At 30.5% G+C, this 20,681-nt stretch carries 19 protein-coding genes; 10 read left to right on the top strand and 9 right to left on the bottom strand.

Going from position 1 to position 20,681, the window contains the following annotated elements:
- Positions 1-79 precede the first annotated feature (79 nt).
- Together ACKTTC_RS15565 and ACKTTC_RS15560 are read left to right on the top strand one after the other, a co-directional pair.
- The gene (locus tag ACKTTC_RS15565) at positions 80-559 is read left to right on the top strand and encodes a hypothetical protein (RefSeq protein ID WP_408040771.1); all 480 of its coding nucleotides are present in this window, start codon (positions 80-82) and stop codon (positions 557-559) included.
- Between the two features lie 27 nt (positions 560-586).
- A complete protein-coding gene (locus ACKTTC_RS15560) occupies positions 587-2,125 on the top strand; it encodes a YifB family Mg chelatase-like AAA ATPase (RefSeq protein ID WP_408040770.1) in 1,539 nt (512 codons plus the stop codon).
- 87 nt (positions 2,126-2,212) lie between these two features.
- Here ACKTTC_RS15560 and ACKTTC_RS15555 read toward each other — a convergent pair whose 3' ends face one another.
- A complete protein-coding gene (locus ACKTTC_RS15555; RefSeq protein ID WP_408040769.1) occupies positions 2,213-3,271 on the bottom strand; it encodes a response regulator in 1,059 nt (352 codons plus the stop codon).
- A complete protein-coding gene (locus ACKTTC_RS15550) occupies positions 3,268-4,515 on the bottom strand; it encodes a PAS domain-containing sensor histidine kinase (protein ID WP_408040768.1) in 1,248 nt (415 codons plus the stop codon). The genes ACKTTC_RS15555 and ACKTTC_RS15550 overlap by 4 nt, the downstream gene beginning before the upstream one ends.
- Positions 4,516-4,625: 110 nt before the next feature.
- On the opposite strand from ACKTTC_RS15550, the gene ACKTTC_RS15545 reads away from it, so the two are divergent.
- The 7 genes from ACKTTC_RS15545 to ACKTTC_RS15515 all read left to right on the top strand — a co-directional run bounded on the left by ACKTTC_RS15545 (position 4,626) and on the right by ACKTTC_RS15515 (position 12,405).
- Positions 4,626-5,036 (top strand): hypothetical protein, encoded by a 411-nt coding sequence (locus ACKTTC_RS15545; RefSeq protein WP_408040767.1) that lies wholly within the window; start codon positions 4,626-4,628, stop codon positions 5,034-5,036.
- Between the two features lie 118 nt (positions 5,037-5,154).
- A complete protein-coding gene (locus ACKTTC_RS15540; RefSeq protein ID WP_408040766.1) occupies positions 5,155-5,499 on the top strand; it encodes a hypothetical protein in 345 nt (114 codons plus the stop codon).
- Positions 5,500-5,614: 115 nt separating this feature from the next.
- Entirely contained in the window at positions 5,615-6,925 is a 1,311-nt protein-coding gene (gene pabB, locus ACKTTC_RS15535; RefSeq protein ID WP_408040765.1) for an aminodeoxychorismate synthase component I, read from the top strand.
- Between the two features lie 3 nt (positions 6,926-6,928).
- Positions 6,929-7,762 carry an alpha/beta hydrolase gene (locus ACKTTC_RS15530; protein WP_408040764.1) on the top strand — a complete coding sequence of 278 codons (834 nt, stop codon included), beginning with the start codon at positions 6,929-6,931 and terminating at the stop codon, positions 7,760-7,762.
- A complete protein-coding gene (tilS, locus tag ACKTTC_RS15525; protein ID WP_408040763.1) occupies positions 7,762-9,072 on the top strand; it encodes a tRNA lysidine(34) synthetase TilS in 1,311 nt (436 codons plus the stop codon). The genes ACKTTC_RS15530 and tilS overlap by 1 nt, the downstream gene beginning before the upstream one ends.
- A 16-nt stretch (positions 9,073-9,088) precedes the next feature.
- A complete protein-coding gene (locus ACKTTC_RS15520) occupies positions 9,089-11,068 on the top strand; it encodes a protein-disulfide reductase DsbD family protein (RefSeq protein ID WP_408040762.1) in 1,980 nt (659 codons plus the stop codon).
- A gap of 368 nt (positions 11,069-11,436) precedes the next feature.
- Positions 11,437-12,405 carry a DUF7151 family protein gene (locus tag ACKTTC_RS15515; RefSeq protein WP_408040761.1) on the top strand — a complete coding sequence of 323 codons (969 nt, stop codon included), beginning with the start codon at positions 11,437-11,439 and terminating at the stop codon, positions 12,403-12,405.
- Between the two features lie 107 nt (positions 12,406-12,512).
- Here the strand turns inward: ACKTTC_RS15515 and ACKTTC_RS15510 are convergent, their stop codons facing one another.
- The 6 genes from ACKTTC_RS15510 to ACKTTC_RS15485 all read right to left on the bottom strand — a co-directional run bounded on the left by ACKTTC_RS15510 (position 12,513) and on the right by ACKTTC_RS15485 (position 17,770).
- A complete protein-coding gene (locus ACKTTC_RS15510) occupies positions 12,513-13,337 on the bottom strand; it encodes a DNA/RNA non-specific endonuclease (RefSeq protein WP_408040760.1) in 825 nt (274 codons plus the stop codon).
- Complete coding sequence (locus ACKTTC_RS15505) at positions 13,327-13,776, bottom strand: acyl-CoA thioesterase (protein ID WP_408040759.1); 450 nt, start codon at positions 13,774-13,776, stop codon at positions 13,327-13,329. The genes ACKTTC_RS15510 and ACKTTC_RS15505 overlap by 11 nt, the downstream gene beginning before the upstream one ends.
- Positions 13,777-13,809: 33 nt before the next feature.
- The gene (locus ACKTTC_RS15500; protein ID WP_408040758.1) at positions 13,810-14,886 is read right to left on the bottom strand and encodes an ABC transporter permease; all 1,077 of its coding nucleotides are present in this window, start codon (positions 14,884-14,886) and stop codon (positions 13,810-13,812) included.
- Complete coding sequence (locus ACKTTC_RS15495; protein ID WP_408040757.1) at positions 14,886-16,136, bottom strand: mechanosensitive ion channel family protein; 1,251 nt, start codon at positions 16,134-16,136, stop codon at positions 14,886-14,888. The genes ACKTTC_RS15500 and ACKTTC_RS15495 overlap by 1 nt, the downstream gene beginning before the upstream one ends.
- A 63-nt stretch (positions 16,137-16,199) precedes the next feature.
- Positions 16,200-17,045 carry a restriction endonuclease gene (locus ACKTTC_RS15490; protein WP_408040756.1) on the bottom strand — a complete coding sequence of 282 codons (846 nt, stop codon included), beginning with the start codon at positions 17,043-17,045 and terminating at the stop codon, positions 16,200-16,202.
- 20 nt (positions 17,046-17,065) lie between these two features.
- Positions 17,066-17,770, bottom strand: a complete 705-nt coding sequence (locus ACKTTC_RS15485; protein WP_408040755.1) for a queuosine precursor transporter — start codon at positions 17,768-17,770, stop codon at positions 17,066-17,068.
- 65 nt (positions 17,771-17,835) lie between these two features.
- On the opposite strand from ACKTTC_RS15485, the gene fabD reads away from it, so the two are divergent.
- Entirely contained in the window at positions 17,836-18,720 is an 885-nt protein-coding gene (gene fabD / locus ACKTTC_RS15480; RefSeq protein WP_408040754.1) for an ACP S-malonyltransferase, read from the top strand.
- A 241-nt stretch (positions 18,721-18,961) separates the two neighbouring features.
- On the opposite strand, the gene ACKTTC_RS15475 is transcribed toward fabD, so the two are convergent.
- Positions 18,962-20,521, bottom strand: coding sequence for a M16 family metallopeptidase (locus ACKTTC_RS15475; protein WP_408040753.1), 1,560 nt, complete (start codon positions 20,519-20,521; stop codon positions 18,962-18,964).
- Positions 20,522-20,681: the final 160 nt, after the last annotated feature.

The following is a 20,681-nucleotide window of genomic DNA, read 5'->3' as shown; positions in this document are numbered from 1 at the left end:
TTTAAAAATAAATCGTGATGAAACGTAGGGGAATTTTAGTTTCAACTGTTTATAATCTACCAATACATAAAAACAAACAATGAATATTTTAAAAATTGCAAGATGTCTATTACTTATTTCTATTATAGTGTGTACATCATGTAAACCCCAAGAGAAAGATAATTTAGGTGTTAACGATTTAAATACGAGAACCTATATCCTTAAAGGGAATCATAAAAAGAGAAAGGGAAGTAAAAGAAATACAGAATTAGTTGAGAAAGAAACTAAAGAAGGTCATTTTATACGTTTACAAGAAATTCCTAGTGTAGAAGAGAAGGATGTTTCATATCAATGGAAAGTAAATGGAGCAGTTGTTGCTAAAAATACACGATCTATAAAGTTAGATGATTTTGTTTCTGAAGTAGGCTTGGCAGATGTTTGCTTTGAAGTCATTACTAAAAATGTTATTAAAAAAAGTGTATGTAAAACGGTTGCATATGGAGGAGAAGAGTTGGTTTTTTTCTTGAATAGATATCCAATGGCAAGTAATTCAGAGTCTTATGTTGTGAAAATGGAATAAATTTCTATTTTTACAAGAAAAAGTAAAATGCTAGTAAAAGTTTATGGATCAGCCGTATTCGGGGTGGAGGCGATCACAATTACTGTAGAAGTTAATATTGATAAAGGAATTGGTTATCATTTAGTAGGATTACCAGACAATGCCGTAAGAGAGAGTTCATATAGGATTTCTGCCGCACTTGCCAACAACGGTTTTAAATTACCTGGAAAGAAAATTATAATTAATATGGCACCTGCAGATATCCGAAAAGAAGGAGCTGCATACGATTTAACAATTGCTATGGGAATTCTAGGTGCTTCCAATCAAATTCGTCCAGAAAAACTAAATAAATATGTAATTATGGGAGAGCTTTCTTTAGATGGAAGTTTGCAACCCATAAAAGGAGCGTTACCTATTGCTATTAAAGCAAAAGAAGAAGGGTTTAAATATTTAATAGTGCCTAAAGAAAATGCCAAAGAAGCTGCTATTGTTCATGGTTTGCATGTATATGGAGTTGATAATATTACTGAAGTAATTGAGCATTTTAATGGAAAAGAAAAATTAAAACCTACTAAAATTGATATTAAAGATGCATTTTATGAAAAATGTGGATGTCCCGAATTTGATTTTTCAGATGTAAAAGGACAAGAATCAATTAAACGTTGTATGGAAATAGCTGCAGCTGGCGGACATAATATTATTTTAATAGGACCACCGGGAGCAGGAAAAACAATGCTAGCAAAAAGATTGCCTTCTATTTTACCTCCAATGACTTTGCAAGAGGCGTTAGAAACTACTAAGATTCATTCTGTAATAGGAAAAGTAAAAGATTCAGGAATTTTATATCAGCGCCCATTTCGTTCTCCACATCATACAACATCAGATGTAGCCTTAGTTGGAGGAGGTCAGTATCCACAACCTGGAGAAATTTCTTTAGCACATAACGGAGTATTGTTTCTTGATGAATTGCCAGAATTTAAACGTTCTGTTTTAGAAGTAATGCGACAGCCTTTAGAGGATAGAGAAGTAACGATTTCTAGAGCAAAGTTTACAATAACCTATCCAAGCAGCTTTATGTTAGTGGCAAGTATGAATCCTAGTCCTTCAGGTTATTTTAATAACGATACAAATAGTCCAGTAAATTCTACTCCAGTAGAAATGCAGCGTTACTTAAGTAAAATATCAGGACCGTTATTAGATCGTATAGATATTCATATTGAAGTTACTCCAGTTCCATTTGAAAAACTATCTGAAGAAAGAAAAGGAGAAAGCAGTGTAGAAATTCGAAAGAGAGTAATAAAAGCAAGAACATTACAATCTGAACGCTATAAAGACAATGAAACTGTTCATTATAACGCGCAAATGACGGTAAAGCAAATTCGAAAATATTGTATTCTAACGGAGGAGAGTAAAAACTTGTTAAAGAATGCGATGGAAAAATTCAATTTATCTGCAAGAGCTTATGATAGAATTTTAAAAGTAAGTAGAACTATTGCAGATTTAGATACTTCTTTAGAAGTAAAACCACATCATATAGCAGAAGCAATCCAATATAGAAGCTTAGATAGAGAAGGCTGGCTAGGATAATGATAATAACATAAATAAAAAGAGTTAACTTTTTAAGCTAACTCTTTTTATAGTTTTGTATTGATTAATAGTTGTTTTAAGTAATAATTATTCAACCATTTTTAACGCATCTAAGTCTAATATCTTAATGTTTCTACCTTCAATATCTATAATACTTTCTTTCTTTAGTTTAGAAATACTTCTAATTAATGTTTCGGTGGCAATACCAGCAACACTGGCTAAATCATGACGAGATACTTTTATTAAATCGTTTGGTTTTCTATTAATTTTTTCAGCAAACATTAAAAGTGTATCTGCTGTTTTTTTGTGAACAGAATTATATGCCATATCTAACAATTGTTCTTTTACATCTTTAAGGTTGTCTGTTAATAAATCTACCATACTTAAAACAACTTTATGATTTTGTTGTAAAAGATAAATAAACTCAGATTTTTTTAACCCAACCAATTCGGTAGGAGCAATAGCAATGGCTGTTTCTTGATAAGCTTGGTTTTGAGAAAAAGAAGTGTACCCAAACAAATCGTCTTCTTTGTATAAAGAAGTGGTAAGTGTTTTGCCTTGTTCATTTAATTTAGAACATTTTACAGTTCCTTTAGCAACTAAAAAAATGTAATTAGAATTATCCCCTTCTTCAAATACTTTTTCATTGTTCTTAAAAGTAAATACGGTACCATTGTCGTCAAAAAAGTTTTTTAAATCATTCAGATTTCGTAACTCATCTTGCTCTGGTTCAGTTGCTATTTCTGGTTGTTGTGCTCTTTGCTCATTTAAAATTAGTGATTTAGCCAATCTACTTTCAATAGCACTGGTTAATTCATCTTCAGTAAAAGGTTTTGTAATATAATCATCGGCACCTAAATTCATTCCTTTTCTAATATCACTTCTTTCAGTTTTTGCAGATAAGAATATAAAAGGAATAAATTGTGTGCTAGCGTTTCTAGATAATTCTTGTAAAACACCATAACCATCTAATTCTGGCATCATAATATCGCAAACAATAATATCTGGTAACTCCTTTAGCGCAGTAGCAACCCCTTGTGTACCATTTGCAGCAGTAATTACGTTGTAATAACCAGATAATTCAAGTAATTCTGCAGTGTTTTCACGTAAAGTAATATCGTCTTCGATTAATAATATTTTTTTCATAAGTCAGCTTTGTTGGGTATGGTAATTGTAAAAGTAGAACCTATTTTTTCTTTACTTTTAAAAGTAATGGTACCGCCTAAATTGGTTAAATGACTTTTTACAATATTTAACCCAATTCCAGTACCTTGATTTAATAAAACGTTTTCTGCTCTAAAATAGCGACGGAATATATTTTTTTGATCTTTTTCAGGAATTCCAAAACCTTCATCAATAACATTAAAAGTTGTTTTTTCGTCATCCTGTTTAATTGTAATATGAATCGTTGAATTTTCTGGAGAATATTTTACAGCATTACTCAAAAGATTAGAAAGCGTCAATTCTAATATTTTTTCGTCTTGATGTAAAAGAGAATACACTTCGTCTTTTGGATAAATAATTTCTTGCCCAGGTTTTAATAATAAGCTAGCACCGTTAACGGCTTCTTTCAGTGCTCTTTGAATATCGAAATCAGAAATATTATATTTAATTTCTCCTTTTTCTAATTTTTCAATAGATAAGAAATCATTTAAAATATTGTTGAGGTAATGTACTTTACTATTAATTATAGATAAATGCTTTTCTCTTTTTTCTTGTTGTTCTGTAAGTTTATATTTAGAAATAAGCATGCTAGAAGTTAAAATACCACTTAAAGGAGTTTTAAATTCATGAGAAACTAGAGACAAAAATTTTGTTTTTAATTCGTTTAACTCTCGTTCTTTTTTTAATGCAATCTTTACTTTATTTTCAGCTTCAACTCTTTTTTTATTTTCTTCGTCTAGTTGCTGATTCATTTTCTCGAGCTTATTAACGGTATCGCTCAAGCTACGTGTACGTTCTCGTACTTTGTTTTCTAACTTAGTGTTTAATTCAAGAATTTCTAATTCTTGATGTTTTCTTAAAGAAGTATCAATTACAAGTGCCATAATATAATGTTCACCTTGTATTTGAAAAGGATTTAACCCTACTTCAATAGGAAAAACATTACCGTTTTTATGAGCAGCATATAAATCTCTACCATGTCCCATTTGTCTTTTTTGTTGAGAACCTAAAAAAGAGTTAAAATGAGCGCTATGATGCTCTTTATATTTTTTAGGGATAAGAATCTCCAACGGTTTGTTAATCAATTCCCCTTCTTCGTAACCAAACATTTCTTCTGTAGATGAATTTACTACTTTAATTGTTTGTGTACGATCCACAACAATTACAGCTTCAGATACAGCTTCAAATAAAATATCAAAAGCGATAGTTTCTTCTGTGTTAAACATAGATCAACATATTTAGTATAAATATAGGTTTTCTAGTACAAGTAAAACTGATTTTTATCATTTAAAAAATCACAGTTTACGTATAGCTTTGTATGTAAAATACTTAAAAGATGAGTACGCAAAAATTAAATATAAAGTTTTATCAAAACATAGGGAAAGTCTTCTATGCAGTAGCTAAATCTGATAATGCGGTGGATACTAAAGAAATAGAAGTGCTTAAGAAGATTGTGAAAGAAAAATGGCTAGCAGTTGATGAAACTTTTGATGTTTTTGGCACAGATACAGCATACCAAATAGAAATTGTTTTTGATTGGTTGTATAGTAAAAATGCAACTTCAGACGATTGCTATGCCGATTTTATAGAATATTATCATAACCATTCATTCTTTTTTACAAGAGAAGTAAAGAAATTGATTATGGAAACTTCCAGTAGTATAGCCGGAGCTTTTGCAGGAAAAAACAAATCAGAATTAATGTTATTAGCAAGGTTAAGTTTAGAGTTTAATCAGTTAGCGTTATGATAAAAAGAAGCAATTGCTAGAAAAATAAATATTGAAGTTCTTAGAAACATGATAGATATCATAGTTATTTGTAATTCATTGTGTTAGTTTAGAGTTGTAATTAATAAAATCTAGAAGAATGTCAGCAATAATACTAAACACAGATTGGACTCCAGAAGAATTACAAGCTTATGTTTGCATTTTCTCTATGAATGCAGATTTAGAAGAATCTCCTGATGAAGTAAAATTAATAAAGCAAATGGTGTCTGAAGACACATTTGATAGCATGTATGAAGAGTTTAAAGAGGATAATGATTATCAAGCAATTCAAAAAATAAGAAAAACAATAGAAGATCTAGGATATACAAAAGATCAAGTTCAACATGTTTTTGACGATATGAAAAGTATTTTTAATGCAGATAATAAGTTTTCTGTTTTGGAAAGAAACTTAGCAATAGGTTTAAAAAGAGTGTTAGATTTCTAAAAGAATTATTAAAGAAAACAAACGAACTTAAAATTAACACACTTTTATAAAAATAAGGTTGGGATATCCTAACCTTATTTTTTTTCAATCTCTGTTCATTGATTACTTTTGCGTGATGCCTTTACGAACGGAACAAACATTTTTTTTAGAGGACGTAGCAACCTTTAAAGAGCAATTATTAAACTGGGGACAACAGTACGAAACCATTGTGTTTTTAGATAGTAATACCTATGCACAAACATATTCTAGTTTCGATTGTGTATTAGCTGTTGAGGAGTTTACCTCTATAAAAACAGATTTTCATGAAGGGTTTGAAAAATTAAAAGAATACCAATCATATACTAAAGATTATATCTTCGGTTATCTTTCCTATGATTTAAAAAATGATACAGAACGTTTAAAATCAGATAATTTTGATGGTTTAGATTTTCCAGATTTATACTTTTTTCAACCTCAGAAATTAATTTTTATTAAAAATAATGAGGCTTATTTTTCCTATTTAAGAGTTGTAGATGATGAAATTGAAGATGATTTTGAACAGATATTAGGAACAATTTCAAAAGAAATTGTAAATGAAAACTCAGAAGTAAAAATTAAATTACGTATTCATAAAGACGAATATCATTCAAAGGTCGGTAAAGTCATAGATCATATAAAAAGAGGAGATATTTATGAAGCAAATTTCTGTCAGGAATTCTATGCAGAAAACGCAGAAATAAATCCATATAATGTTTATGTACACCTTAATCAGATATCACAACCTCCTTTTGCTACGTTTTTTAAAAGCGAAGAATTGTATTTATTATCTGCCTCACCAGAAAGATACATACGAAAAGAAGGAGCAAAAATTATATCACAACCTATAAAAGGAACAGCCAAACGCTTTGTAGATCCTATAGAAGATGAAAAAATCGCGTTTGATTTAGCTAGAGATGAAAAAGAACGTTCAGAAAATATTATGATTGTAGATTTAGTTAGAAACGATCTATCTAGAACGGCTAAAAAAGGAAGTGTAACTGTAGAAGAATTATGCAAAGTATATTCGTTTAAGCAAGTTCATCAACTAATATCTACTGTAGTTTCAGAAATAAAAGAAGATGTACATCCTGTAGATGTTATTAGAGATACATTTCCTATGGGAAGTATGACAGGTGCACCTAAAATATCTGCAATGCAAATTATAGAAAACTTAGAAGAAACAAAAAGAGGACTTTATTCAGGTAGTGTAGGGTATTTTACACCAGAAGGAGATTTCGATTTTAATGTTGTTATCAGAAGTATTTTGTATAATGCAGAAAAAAAATATATTTCCTATTCAGTTGGAGGTGCTATTACTGCAAAATCTACTCCAGAAAAAGAATATGAAGAATGCTTGTTAAAAGCTAAAGCAATGAAATATGTGCTAACAAACCCTTTAAAACAATAAAAAATGGAACACAAAACACTACAATTTAAAGAATTAAATACAACATTTTTTGGTCAGTATTGGAAATCAGATACTGTAAAAGCTGTTGTACTTATTTTACATGGATTGGGAGAGCATTCTGGAAGATTTGCACATGTAGCAGAAGTATTGGTAAAAGATGGATTTGGTGTAGCAGCTTTTGATCATTTCGGACATGGAAAAACATTAGGAAAAAGAGGGCATAATCCAGGGTATGAAAGTGTTTTAGATAGTGTTGGGAAATTTATTGAAAAAACGAAAGAAATCTTCGGTGAAAAACCAATTTTCTTATACGGACATTCTATGGGAGGAAATGCAGTAATTAACTACATGTTATCGAGAGATCATGACTTGAATGGAGTAATTGCAACAAGTCCATTTTTACAATTAGCGTTTCAACCTCCAGCATGGAAACTATCTCTAGGTAAAATCATGCAAAAAATAGCACCGTCTATTACATTAGGAAATGAAGTCGATGCAAGTTTTATCTCTAGAGATGAAAATGAGGTAAAGAAATATATAGAAGATTCGTTAATTCACGGAAAAGTAAGTCCTAATTTTTCATTATCTTTTATAGATAGAGGAGCGTGGGCTATAGAAAATGCAGCAAAAGGTAATGTGCCAATGTTATTATTACATGGTACAGAAGATAAATTAATAAGTCCAGAAGGAACAAAAGCATTTGCTAAAAATAATAAACATGCAACTTTAAAATTATACGAAGGAGGGTATCATGAGTTACATAACGATCTTTGTAAAGAAGAGGTGTTGACTGATATTTTACAATGGTTGCACAAACAAAACGATGCTGTAGATTAATGAAGTTATCGCTTGAAAAGCATATAAATAATGATTTTCCTTTTATAAAAGGGAAAAAACTACTCGTAGCTATTTCTGGAGGAATAGATAGTGTGGTATTAGCACACTTACTCCATGGATTAGGATATGAAATTTTTCTAGCACATTGTAATTTTAAACTAAGAGGAGAAGCAAGCAATTTAGATGAAGACTTTGTAAAAGAACTAGGAAAAGAATTAAATGTAATAACTTTTGTCAAAAAGTTTGATACAAAGGAATATGCAGAAAAACAAAAGCTATCTATTCAGTTAGCTGCAAGAGAATTGCGTTATCAATGGTTTTCAGAAATAAGAAAAGAACATCAACTAGGTTATCTTGTAACTGGCCATCATGCAGATGATAATCTGGAAACTTTTTTAATAAACATGTCCAGAGGTACTGGATTAGAAGGGTTAACAGGAATTCCAAAACAAAATAAAGAAATAATTAGACCATTACTGCCTTTCTCTAGAGAGGAGATTTTAGCCTATGCAAAAAATAATCAAATAGCGTGGAGAGAAGATGCGTCTAATTCAGAAATAAAATATATTAGGAATAGAATTAGACATCAAGTTATTCCCGTTTTAAAGGAAATAAATCCTAATTTATTAAACAGTTTTTCGAGAACGATTGCGCATTTAGAAGAAAGTAGTGCAATAATAGCTGAAAAAGTAAAAGAAATTACTCCTCAAATACTATTAAAAGTAGGAGATGAGGTAAGAATTGACATCGAAAAAGTGTTAAAATTGTCGAGTCCCAAGGCGTATTTATATGCCTTGTTAAAGACATATAATTTTACAGAATGGGATAATGTTTTTGATTTGCTAACAGCACAATCTGGTAAGCAAATTCGCTCGAAAACCCACGTATTACTTAAGGATAGAGCCTTTTTAATCCTTAAGAGTCGTCATGAAATAGCCAAAGGGAAGCAAAAATTCATAATTGAAAAAGGTATAACCACTGTAGACGAACCAATTAGACTCCATATAGAAATTATGGACAAAAAACAATCGGAATCCAAAAATTATGCTTTAGTTAACAAAAATTTAGTAACTTTCCCGATGATTTTAAGAAAACGGGAGGACGGTGATTTTTTCTATCCAACTGGCATGTTTGGTAAGAAAAAAGTAAGTAAGTTTTTTAAAGACGAAAAATTATCGCAATTTCAAAAAGACGAAACTTGGTTACTTTGTAACGCCAATAATGAAATCATATGGATTGTCGGAATGCGGCAGGACAGAAGATTTTTACCAACTTCCACAACTGAGAATTTTTTAAAAATAAGTATATAAAATAACCCCAATAACAATGAAAAGAGTTTTTACCTTACTTTTACTAATCCTAGGATTTACCTCTTCAATTTATGCCCAAGATGATGCACCGATAGAGGTTGAGACCTCAGTAAAGAAAATCTCTGACACTGAGTACGATTTGATTTTTAATGTTTACATTGAAGATGAATGGCATTTATATTCACAATATAATCCACAAGATGCTTCGCTACCAATGACAATTAAACCATCAGAAGGAGAATCTGGGTTTACACTTGTTGGTAAAGCTACAGAGAGTGAAACAACCACAGAATACAGTGAAATCTGGGGGGTTGATGAAATCTTTTTTGTAGAAGAAGCACAATTAGTACAACGTATTAAAGTAGATGATCCTTCTGTAAGACAAGTATCTTTAAATATAGATGCTCAAGTATGTAAAGAATTTTGTTTACCGTATGATGATGATTTTACATTCTCATTAGATGGTGGTGAAGTAGTAGAAACTGTAGCAACAGTAGACGAAAAAAGCCAGGCGATCACAAATTCTTTAAAATTAGATCTTAAAAATGAAGAGTTATTAAATACAGATATAGGAGAAGAATCAGAAGAAAAAGATAAAAAGAACAATCTTGTAAATATTTTTCTTTTAGGATTCTTAGGAGGTTTAATTGCTTTCTTAACACCATGTGTATTCCCATTAATTCCATTAACAGTATCATTCTTTACAAAACAGTCTGATAAAAAATCTAAAGGGATTACGAATTCTGTTATTTATGGTTTCTTTATTGCTGCTATTTATGTAGCCTTAAGTTTACCTTTCCACTTTGCTGAAAACTTAGACCCAGCAATTTTAAATACAATTTCTACGAATATGTGGTTAAATATATTCTTCTTTATTGTATTAATTTTCTTTGCAGGATCTTTCTTCGGTTTTTATACAATTACACTACCAAGTTCTTGGAGTAACAAAACAGATTCAGCATCTGGAGTTGGAGGAATCTTAGGAATTTTCTTCATGGCATTAACATTAGCTATTGTATCATTTTCTTGTACAGGACCAATCTTAGGTTCATTATTAGCAGGTTCATTAACTTCAGATGGAGGACCAATGCAATTAACTGCTGGTATGGGAGGATTTGGTTTAGCATTAGCATTACCGTTTGCATTCTTCGCATTATTCCCTAACTTATTAAAAGCACTTCCAAAATCTGGTTTCTGGATGAAGGCAATTACAGTTATGTTAGGATTTGTTGAATTAGCATTAGCATTTAAATTCTTATCAAATGCAGACTTAGTTGGTCAATGGAATTTCCTTAAGAGAGAAGTATTCATCGGAATTTGGATTTTAATTGCTGTATTAGCGGCATTCTTCTTATTCGGAGTTATTAAATTCCCTGGTGGACCAAAAGTAAAGCGTGTTTCTGGATTAAGAATTATTTTAGGTTTAGGAGTATTAGGGTTTGGAGCTTATTTAGCACCAGGTTTAATGCAAAAACCAATGTGGAACTTAAACTTATTAAGTGGTTTTGCACCACCACAATTCTATAGTGTTTATAAGCAAGATAATAGCTGTCCGTTAGCATTAAACTGTTTTAAAGATTTTGATGAAGGAATGGCATATGCTAAATCTGTAAATAAACCAGTATTATTAGACTTTACAGGATGGGCTTGTGTTAACTGTCGTAAAATGGAAGAAAATGTATGGAGTGAAAATAATATCTATAATACATTAAAGAATGATTATGTATTAATTTCATTATATGTAGATGATAATGAGAATAAACTTCCAATAGACAAGCAGTTCGATTATGTGAAGCCTAACGGAAAAATCAAGAAAATTAGAACGTATGGTGAAAAGTGGGCAACTTTACAAAGTGTAAACTTTAAAAACGCTTCTCAACCTTATTATGTATTAATGAGTCCAGAATTAGAAGTATTGAATTCACCACAACAATACACAGATAAATTAACGTATCATAATTGGTTAAAAGACGGATTAAAACGTTTTAAAAACTAATTATATAGCAAGAAGATAAAGTAAATTAGAAAGGCTGTTCGTAAGAACGGCCTTTTCTATTTTATATAGTATTTAAAAAGTTAAATAAGAGATGATACCTTACCACTAAATAAAATAAGAATATTTGATTTAGTGGTAAGGTATCATTGCAAATACATGTATATTTGTACCAATTGAAAAAGACTAAAAGCTATGTTTACCACTTTATATAATTTTCTATAAAAAATTTTCTTAACTCTTTTTGAGGGCTAATAATTTAAGAAATAAAACGAATTCTCATAGTATTATTCATTTTAGTCTAATTATTGTTTTACACGTCAAAATTAAAATTCTAAACTAAATATAAATAACAGTTCAAATTATTAAAAATGAAACAAGGAAAAACAAAGAAAACTATTTATTGTATAATCTCTCTTTTCTTAATAGGATGCCAAGGAGAAGATGGTGTTGCTGGGCCAGCAGGAGAAAATGGTTTAAGTAGTCTTGTAAATATAACAAATGTACCTGCGGGAGAAAATTGCGAAAACGGAGGAATTAAATTAGATGTAGGAATAGATAATAATTCAGATGGGTTATTAGAAATGAATGAAGTTCAAACTACAAGTTATATATGTAATGGACTTAATGGAAGCAATAGTTTGACATCTGTGATAACTGAGTTAGCAGGAGAAAATTGTGAAAATGGAGGAGTTAAAATAAATTTAGGAATAGATACAAACTCAGATGGAATATTAAATGAATCAGAGATTACTTCCACATCCTATGTATGTAATGGAGCTCCTGGGGATAGTAGTTTAACAAAAATAACAAATGAAAGTGCTGGATCTGTTTGTGAAGCAGGAGGAATTAAAATAGAATCAGGTGTAGACGTTAATTCAAATTCTGAATTAGAAAATGAAGAAGTAACTTCTACACAGTTTATTTGTAATGGATTAAATGGAGATTCCTACAAAGAAACAAGATTGCTGATTTACCATGGAGCAATTAATGGAAGTTATTCAGGAACGTCAAGTACTTCTAGACTTAAATTGGGAGAGTTAATTCGTTTTGATAAAAGAGATTGGGAAAATGCAAGTTCAATAAGTTATACAGCAGTAGCGAAAACATCAAGAAGTGATAATAATTTTATTTTTGAATTGTATAATGAAACAGATAATGAGCTAATTCAAGAAAGTAGGATAACAAGCAACAATGTAACATTTGAGATGCTTGAATCAGCTAATATTATCAATAATTTACCAGAAAGAGAAATCACTTTAGCATTATATATCAGGTCCGAAAATGATGGAGTTTCAGTTGGTTTTAATGGTAAAAGTGAGTTGATTATTGAAAATTAAATAGTAAGATAAAGCTATCTTAAAACATTTATAATTTAGTGTATGATAGTGTTTTAAGATAGCTTTATATCTCTTTATATATAAATAATAATACTTTATTCAGTAAATTATAAGCCCTTACCAAAAGCCCAGTTTTTATAATCAGTAGCAGCTTCTAGTTTGTTTTCAATCGAATCTGGAAGCTCAGGAAAGAAATCGATGTTAGTTATTTCTTCTAACTTATCTATAGAAATAACAAAATCATGTAGAGGTTTATCGGTTTCTTTATGTGGAATTAAAAAAGCAATAGCTTTAATCTCTGGTTGTGTATAATCTAATATTACTTTAAAAAATGAATTAGGAACAGACACGTTTTCTTTACCTATCGTAGTGTATTTAGCATCTGTTAATACGCCACCAGTTACTACATATAAATGATCGTATTTTTTTGCCCAATAACGCACCTTTTGTTCTAATTTATTCCAAATACCTGCATTAAAATTATGTTTCTGAGGCGTGACATTAGAGGTGTAAAAAGTTTCATTAAAAGCAGCTTTAGAAAACCGTCTGTCACCAGCAGGACATAAATGCCCTTTATCGTATCCAGATTTTTTAAAGTTTTTCCAATCAGCAGAAGTTGTTTTTACTTTTGGATCTTTAATAAAAAAAGGACGTTTAAAATTAGTATTTACAATATCATCTTTGTCTAAGGTATATGCTACCCATTCAGCCTGTTCATGCTTTTCATTATAAGACAAAGCGTAATAGTTGTGTTTTACAATTTGCTGCGTTGTAGAAGACGGTAAGTAGTTAAAAGTAGCAGTCTTTTTTTTAGAAGGAAGAGTTTCTGGTATACCAGTTGAGTTATCGTCGTTAGTTGTATCCAGATAATGGTTTAAAGTTAAAATAGCCACTAAAAGTATAGCGGCTATTAATTTATTTCTATTTTTCACCTTTTAAAACGATTTCTTGAAAGTCTTCTGTTCGTTCTGCATCCTTAAAAATTTCTTGAAACTTTAAAGGAGGAACAGTTAATTTTCTTTTAGTTAAATCTAACCATGCTCCATAAACATTGATAATAGCAGAAAGCTTTCCTTTGCTATTAAAAACTTCGTGTTGAATTCTCCAACGTTCTCCTTTACTCGATAAACCTGTGATTTTTAGATTTACAGAAATATCTTCACCTAAATGTATTTCTTTTAAAAAACGAGTGTTTTCCTCAAAAAGAATAGGACCTACTTTTTCTTTTGTAAAATCGTGTATTGTAACTCCATATTTATTAAAGTAACGTAAACGTGATTCGGCAGCATAATCATTATATGCGGTATGACGCATGTGAATATTGGCATCAAAATCGGCCCACCTTGTTGTAAAATTTACCGTAAAATTCATAAGTTTTTTAATTGAAGGAGCGAAAGTACAAACTTAAGTTTTCACATCCAAAGCATCTCTCAATGCGTTTCCTAGAAGCATAAAAGCCATTACTAAACTCATAATAGCCATACCAGGTATAAGAGCTAAATAAGGTTTACCAAGTACAATATAATTGTAATGGTTTTTTATAATGGCTCCCCAAGATGGAGTAGGAGGTTGTGCTCCAATACCTAAAAAGCTCAATCCGCTTTCAATTAATATAGCCGCAGCAAAATTGGCAGCAGAAATTACAATAATAGGTGCTAAAGTATTTGGTAAAATATGTTTAAAAATTATTCTAAGATCTGAAAAACCTAAGGCTCTTGCAGCTTCAATATATTGTTGCTGTTTTACAGTTATTACTTGTCCTCTTACAATACGAGCAACTTCAACCCACATGGTTAAACCTACAGCAATAAAAACTTGCCAAAAACCTTTTCCTAAAGTTAAAGTAATAGCAATAACTAATAATAAGGTAGGAATAGACCAAGTAATATTAATCACCCACATAATAAAAGCATCTATTTTCCCTCCATAATATCCTGCTATAGCTCCAATAGGAATGCCTATTAATAAAGAAATAAAAACAGCAATAAAGCCAATAAAGAAAGATATTCGAGCTCCAATGAGGATTCTACTTAATAAATCACGACCAAACTTATCTGTACCTAAATAAAAGGTTTGTGTTTTGATATAATTTTGAGGTTGGTTTTTAAAAATAGCAGAGTCAAAATCTTTTGTTGTTCCATCATATTTCGTAACTGAAATATTAGTATCATTTAGTTTATATGAAGTAATTGGTACTTCGTTAAAATTGATTTTTTTACCAGAAATTAGTGTAGAATACCATGAGTTTTTATGCTCCTTTGGTAAGGGAACTTGAAGTATTTGTGTTGTAAAACCAGGTGCTTTAGAATGAATTTCAACATGCATTACATTTGCAGAGTTACTATTATCTGGTGCTAAAGCATAACTAAAAATAGCTATAAACCCACAAAGAATAATGTATACAAAACTAATCATACCAATTTTACTTTTTTTGAGCTTTTGGAAAGCCATTGCATACAATGAATTACTAGTTGAAGACATTATTGCTTTTTTAAGTTAATTAGGTCTTGTCCAGTAGGGTTTTCAAAAATTGCTAATTGAAAGTATGGTACACTTGCAAAAATATGATCAAAAATATCTGCCATTACACGCTCATAAATGCTCCATTCTTTTTCACTACTAAAAGCATATACTTCTAATGGAATTCCATCTGGAGTAGGAGCTAATTGTCGCGTCATAAAAAGTAATTCCTGATTAATTTTAGGATGTTGTTGTAAATAAAGATCTAAATACTTCCTAAAAACACCAAAATTGGTAAGGTTTCTACCATTAATTAGAACAGATTTATCAATATTGTGTTCTGTATTATACGTATTTACTTCGTTGGAAGCTTCGGTAATATAATCTTTAATAAGAGCAATCTTTTTATAAGATTCAATTTCTTCAGAAGTTAAAAAATGAATACTATTTATTTTAATAAAAATAGCTCTTTTAATACGTCTACCACCAGAATGGTTCATCGCACGCCAATTCTTAAAAGAATCTGAAATTAAAGAATAGGTTGGAATACTGGTAATGGTGTTGTCAAAATTCTTGACAATTACAGAAGTTAAGTTGATTTCTATCACATTACCATCAGCACCAAATTTTTCCATAGTAATCCAATCTTGTAATCGTACGGTATCATATACCGAAATTTGAATACTAGAAACAAAACCTAAAATAGTATCCTTAAAAATCAATAACAATACAGCAGAAAAAGCTCCAAGGGCAGTAAAGAAACGTAACAGAGGTTTTCCTGTAATTATTGAAAAAGAAATAACCAATCCAATAACCCATAAGATAATCATGAAAATTTGAACATAACTTTCTAAAGGTTTGTCTTTAAAAACAGATAATGTCCTTAAGTAATCTTTAATGCTATGCAGTACACTTCTTAATAAAGAAATAAAAGCAATTACAATAAGTACATTAACAAAACGCTTTGCATAAGCTAATACATCAGAAAAGTGAATTAGAATATAAGGAAGTAAAGCAAAAACAATATATAGAACAAGAACTCTACTTAGTTTTAAAAAGAAAGCATTTTTAACTAGAATATCATCAAATTCAGTTTTTGTTTTATTGGCAACTTTTCGAATTAATTTGCTACCATAAAACCGAACGATTTTAAAAAAAATATAACCTAATGCAGCAATAATAAATAAGTTGCCTAATACATTTAGATAGGTGGCAGTTTCATGAGATAGATTAAGGTGATCTCTTGTGAAATTGTAAAAGAATTTATTCAAACTTTTTATTTAATTAACTTTAGAATTATATGAACTTATTTATATTAACTCGTTTTTTAATTATCATATATCATTCTCATAACTATTATAACTAATTGAGTTTATGTTCTCACTTGCAAAATTATAAATTGATTGCTTAGTATAATTTTTATTTTCCAAAAAATTATTTCTCCAAGATTTAATATCCCCTTTTAATTGTTTAAAAGTTACATTTAAAAATCTCTCTAATTGATTTCGATTTACTTTGGATAGATACAACCGTTTTTGGTTATTTTGATTAACGGGAACTTTAATAGTAACAACCTCCAAATCATTAAAGTCTCTGAACATACGTGCACTTTCTTTAATTATCTTTTTAAAAGCATAATATTCAGTATTTACAAATCCTTCTTTAAAAACAATTATTCTGTTATTGTAATCTGATTTATTTGTGTCGAAATAAGATGAATTTTGTTTAGCTCTTTTAAAAAACTCGTATTTAGAAAGCTCAAGATTTTGAATTTTTTGATTTATAAAATAGTCATGAGTTAACTTAATTTTTTCTAATTTATCAAACTCAATAATATCAAGCCTTAAGTTTCTGACACTAGCTCTATTTTTAGCTGAAGTGCTATATCCTTTATTGGTAATTATAAGTCCAAAGTTAGCTTTAGTGTCTTCAAGCATGCCAAGAAAACTTTCAATAACTTTTATATCAATTTTTTTTGAGAAATGTTTACAGTCTATTATACCTAAAATCTTATTACCTCCAATATGGCCGCGTACTGAAATATCAATTTGTCTATCTATTTTACTGTGTTTTCCAAAAATTCTATCATCAAACTCAAATTCACAATCATTAAAAACTGAGACTAATTCTTTATAGATCTGTCTTTCATATTTCCTCCAAGTTTTATTTTCTACTGACATTTTTATGTCTACTACTAATTTTAAATACCTTTAATTTCTTCACCAGGTTTTAAATCAAACTTTTTTCTAAACCAGTGTACAGCTACATATAATAATGGAGTGTCTAATGCGGCAATCATAATTTTAAAAACAACACCGCTAATTAAAAGTCCGAGGAATTTATCCCAAGGAATGATTCCAAAAGAACATAATAATAGGAGTACAGTTAAGGTGTCTATGAACTGAGAAAAGAAAGTAGAAAAATTATTTCGCAGCCATAAATGTGCTCCGTCTGTATAGTTTTTCCAGAAGTGATATACCCTAATATCTATAAATTGAGCAAATAAATATGCTAACATTGAAGCTAGCACAGCTAAAGGAGTTGCTCCAAAAACTAAGTTGAAAGTGTTATCATTTACAGGAGACCATGGAGTTGCTGGAACTTGTTCTCCTATTAAAATAATACCTAATGAAAATAACGAAGCAAAAATCCCTGCAATTACCACTTGATTGGCTCTTCGTTTCCCGTAAATTTCAGATAAAATATCTGTAATTAAGAATGTAATAGGATACGGTAATAATCCAACAGAAACTTCAAATAATTTTACATCATAAATTTCTAAATCTATAGGATACCAATAAAAAAACTTTTGAAAGATAAGATTTGAAGCAACTAACGAAGCAATAAATAATGCAGCCAGGATTAAATAAATATTTTGTGCTAAGAGTTTATTTTTCTCTGTCATAAAACGAAAATAGCAAAATTAAAATTGATTATGTTTGTAATCGTAAACAAAGATTAAAGAAACTTATGAAAGCTTATATTTTTCCAGGACAAGGAGCGCAATTCACAGGAATGGGATTGGATTTATATGAAAAATCACCAATGGCTCAGGAGCTATTTGAAGAAGCAAATTCTATTTTAGGTTTTAGTATTACAGATGCAATGTTTGAAGGAACAGCAGAGGAGTTAAAACAAACAAAAGTTACACAACCAGCTATTTTCTTACATTCAGTAATTTTAGCAAAAGTATTAGGAGAGGACTTTAAACCAGATATGGTTGCAGGACACTCATTAGGTGAGTTTTCTGCATTAGTAGCAAGTAACGCATTATCTTTTAAAGATGGATTGCAATTAGTTGCTAAGAGAGCAATGGCAATGCAAAAAGCTTGCGAATTACAAGCATCTACAATGGCAGCTGTTTTAGGATTAGAAGATGCTGTAGTAGAAGAAGTATGTGAATCTATTGAAGGAGTAGTTGTAGCAGCAAATTATAATTGTCCAGGACAAATTGTAATTTCAGGAGAGGTAGAAGCTATTAATAAAGCTTGCGATATTTTAAAAGAAAAAGGAGCAAGAAGAGCATTAGTATTACCAGTAGGCGGAGCTTTCCATTCACCATTAATGGAGCCAGCTCGAGAAGAATTAGCTCAGGCAATTGAAGAAACTACATTTAACACGCCAATTTGCCCAGTATACCAAAACGTAGTAGCAAAAGGGGTAACAGATCCAGCGGAAATTAAACAAAACTTAGTAGCACAATTAACAGGAGCTGTTCGTTGGACGCAATCTATTCAACAAATGATAGCAGATGGAGCTACAGAATTTGTAGAAGTTGGTCCAGGTAAAGTATTACAAGGATTAATGCGTAAAATTGATAGAAATGTTGCAGCTAGCGGAGCTAGCTTTGAATAACAATTAGTTCAATTTCAAAGTATAAAAAATAACTCCGTGCTTACAAGCACGGAGTTATTTTTTTGAAATATCAGAAGTTTTATGAGCATTTTGTTAGCGACAGATTCTTCATGTTCCTTCGATACACTCAGGAAACATTTCAGAATGACAAATTATACATAATGTCATCCTTCGTGAAACGAAGGAGCTATCAAGAAGAACAAAATTCTCTTACTAAATAAGATGCTTCATAATACATTCATTACTTCTTAACTGGTATTTGAAGTTTATTTAATAAAACAGGCTCTCCAAAACCTAATTCTTTCATTCTTTTTAGTTGTGTTTCAGCATCACCAACAACTAACCAAATCATGTTATCAGCTTTAATATATTTATTAGCTAATTCTTGAATACGAGGAATGGTCATATCCATTACAACTTGTTCACGATTCTTTACATAATCTGGAGATAAGTTATAGGCACTCATATTTTCTAACATACGAAGCTTTGCATTCATAGTTTCGAAAGCACGAGCATTGCTTTTTATTAAGAAACCTTTTGTAGTTTCTAAATCTTTCTCATTATAGTTTTTAGCATAATTCTCTAAAATTTGTTTTACCAATTGAGATGCTTCTAAAGTAACATTACTACGAACTCCACTAGAAATAGTGAAAGGACCTTTTACTTTAGAACCAGAAAAACGAGAACGAATTCCATATGTATATCCTTTACCTTCTCTTAATTGTTGTGTTAATTGAGAAGCAAAACCACCACCACCTAAAATGTAGTTCATTACAGTAGCTGGATAAAAATCTGGATCGTTAAATGCTAAAGCAGGAGCTCCAAAACGCAATTGAGATTGTTTAGCATTTGGAATGTCATAAAAATAAACAGTCGATTTTTCTGGTGGAGCAGGTGTTTTGTGCTCAGGAATAACTACTTCTTTTGCCTCCCATTTGGTAGCTAAATCTTGAAGAGAAGCAACTACATTTTCTTTGTTAATATCTCCAACAACATGCATTGTAGTTACAGATGGAGAAATAAAGTTCGTATAATATTGCTTAAGATCATCTAATGTAATTGTTTCTACAGATGCTATTGTTCCTAAAATGTTTTTAGAACGAATATTATCTTCACCGTAAATTAATGCATTATACTGATTGCTAGCAATAGCTCTTGGGCTCGCTTCTTGCTGCCTTAAATTGGTAATAGCTCTCTTTTTAAGGAGTTCAAATTCATTGGCATCCCATCTTGGAGTTAATAACATTTCTTTTACCAAAGTTAAAGTAGCATCATAGTTTCTAGCTAATGTAGTTCCAGAAATACGAATATCGCTTTTAGTCGCATAAATGTTTACAGAAGCTCCTAATTGTGCTAAAGCATCTTCTAATTCACTTACATCTTTTGTTTGTGTTCCTTTTTCTAATAAACTTGCAGTTAAATTAGCAACTCCAAGTTTGTCCATGCTTTCTACTAACTGACCACCGTCGATAGTCATATCAAAAGTTACTAAAGGAACTTCGTTGTTTTGTATTCCTAATACTTTTAAGCCATTGTCTAGTTGATCTTTCCAAACTTCAGGAGTTTTTATCTCAGGAGCTTTTCCGTAAGGAGGTTCCACAGAACGATCAAATGTAGAAGGTGTTTTTTCATAGGTAGCAGCAATAGAAGAATCAAATGTTTCTTCTGCTCCAATTACAATTTTTTCTTCTACAATTTCAGCAGGAACTGAATTTGTTAAGGCTAATTCAGCCTCTCCTCTAGGAACAAAACTAGTTGCAATAAAGTTTTTTCCTTTAATGTAGGTATTAAATACATTCATTACATCTTCAGCAGTAACTGCTAAAGTTGCATTTATTTCTTTGGTTACATAACCAGGGCCTCCAGCAGCTAATTTCAGATGAATAATTAATTAAGGTAGATAGGTTTTTAGTAAAGTGATGATTTAAAATGAGATCTTTTTAAAAGCTATTAACATAGGA

It is taken from the genome of Tenacibaculum amylolyticum (genome assembly GCF_964511145.1).
GTDB lineage: Bacteria > Bacteroidota > Bacteroidia > Flavobacteriales > Flavobacteriaceae > Polaribacter > Polaribacter amylolyticum.
The sequence above is the reverse complement of the archived record's forward strand: the minus strand, read 5'-3'. Positions and strand labels throughout refer to the sequence as shown.

What these genes read in the sequence shown, in the direction of transcription:
- ACKTTC_RS15565 (WP_408040771.1), top strand. Translation starts at nt 80, where the DNA reads ATGAATATTTTAAAAATTGCAAGATGTCTATTACTTATTTCTATTATA.
- ACKTTC_RS15560 (WP_408040770.1), top strand. Translation starts at nt 587, where the DNA reads ATGCTAGTAAAAGTTTATGGATCAGCCGTATTCGGGGTGGAGGCGATC.
- ACKTTC_RS15555 (WP_408040769.1), bottom strand. Translation starts at nt 3,271, where the DNA reads ATGAAAAAAATATTATTAATCGAAGACGATATTACTTTACGTGAAAAC.
- ACKTTC_RS15550 (WP_408040768.1), bottom strand. Translation starts at nt 4,515, where the DNA reads ATGTTTAACACAGAAGAAACTATCGCTTTTGATATTTTATTTGAAGCT.
- ACKTTC_RS15545 (WP_408040767.1), top strand. Translation starts at nt 4,626, where the DNA reads ATGAGTACGCAAAAATTAAATATAAAGTTTTATCAAAACATAGGGAAA.
- ACKTTC_RS15540 (WP_408040766.1), top strand. Translation starts at nt 5,155, where the DNA reads ATGTCAGCAATAATACTAAACACAGATTGGACTCCAGAAGAATTACAA.
- pabB (WP_408040765.1), top strand. Translation starts at nt 5,615, where the DNA reads ATGCCTTTACGAACGGAACAAACATTTTTTTTAGAGGACGTAGCAACC.
- ACKTTC_RS15530 (WP_408040764.1), top strand. Translation starts at nt 6,929, where the DNA reads ATGGAACACAAAACACTACAATTTAAAGAATTAAATACAACATTTTTT.
- tilS (WP_408040763.1), top strand. Translation starts at nt 7,762, where the DNA reads ATGAAGTTATCGCTTGAAAAGCATATAAATAATGATTTTCCTTTTATA.
- ACKTTC_RS15520 (WP_408040762.1), top strand. Translation starts at nt 9,089, where the DNA reads ATGAAAAGAGTTTTTACCTTACTTTTACTAATCCTAGGATTTACCTCT.
- ACKTTC_RS15515 (WP_408040761.1), top strand. Translation starts at nt 11,437, where the DNA reads ATGAAACAAGGAAAAACAAAGAAAACTATTTATTGTATAATCTCTCTT.
- ACKTTC_RS15505 (WP_408040759.1), bottom strand. Translation starts at nt 13,776, where the DNA reads ATGAATTTTACGGTAAATTTTACAACAAGGTGGGCCGATTTTGATGCC.
- ACKTTC_RS15500 (WP_408040758.1), bottom strand. Translation starts at nt 14,886, where the DNA reads ATGTCTTCAACTAGTAATTCATTGTATGCAATGGCTTTCCAAAAGCTC.
- ACKTTC_RS15490 (WP_408040756.1), bottom strand. Translation starts at nt 17,045, where the DNA reads ATGTCAGTAGAAAATAAAACTTGGAGGAAATATGAAAGACAGATCTAT.
- ACKTTC_RS15485 (WP_408040755.1), bottom strand. Translation starts at nt 17,770, where the DNA reads ATGACAGAGAAAAATAAACTCTTAGCACAAAATATTTATTTAATCCTG.
- fabD (WP_408040754.1), top strand. Translation starts at nt 17,836, where the DNA reads ATGAAAGCTTATATTTTTCCAGGACAAGGAGCGCAATTCACAGGAATG.
- ACKTTC_RS15475 (WP_408040753.1), bottom strand. Translation starts at nt 20,521, where the DNA reads ATGAATGTATTTAATACCTACATTAAAGGAAAAAACTTTATTGCAACT.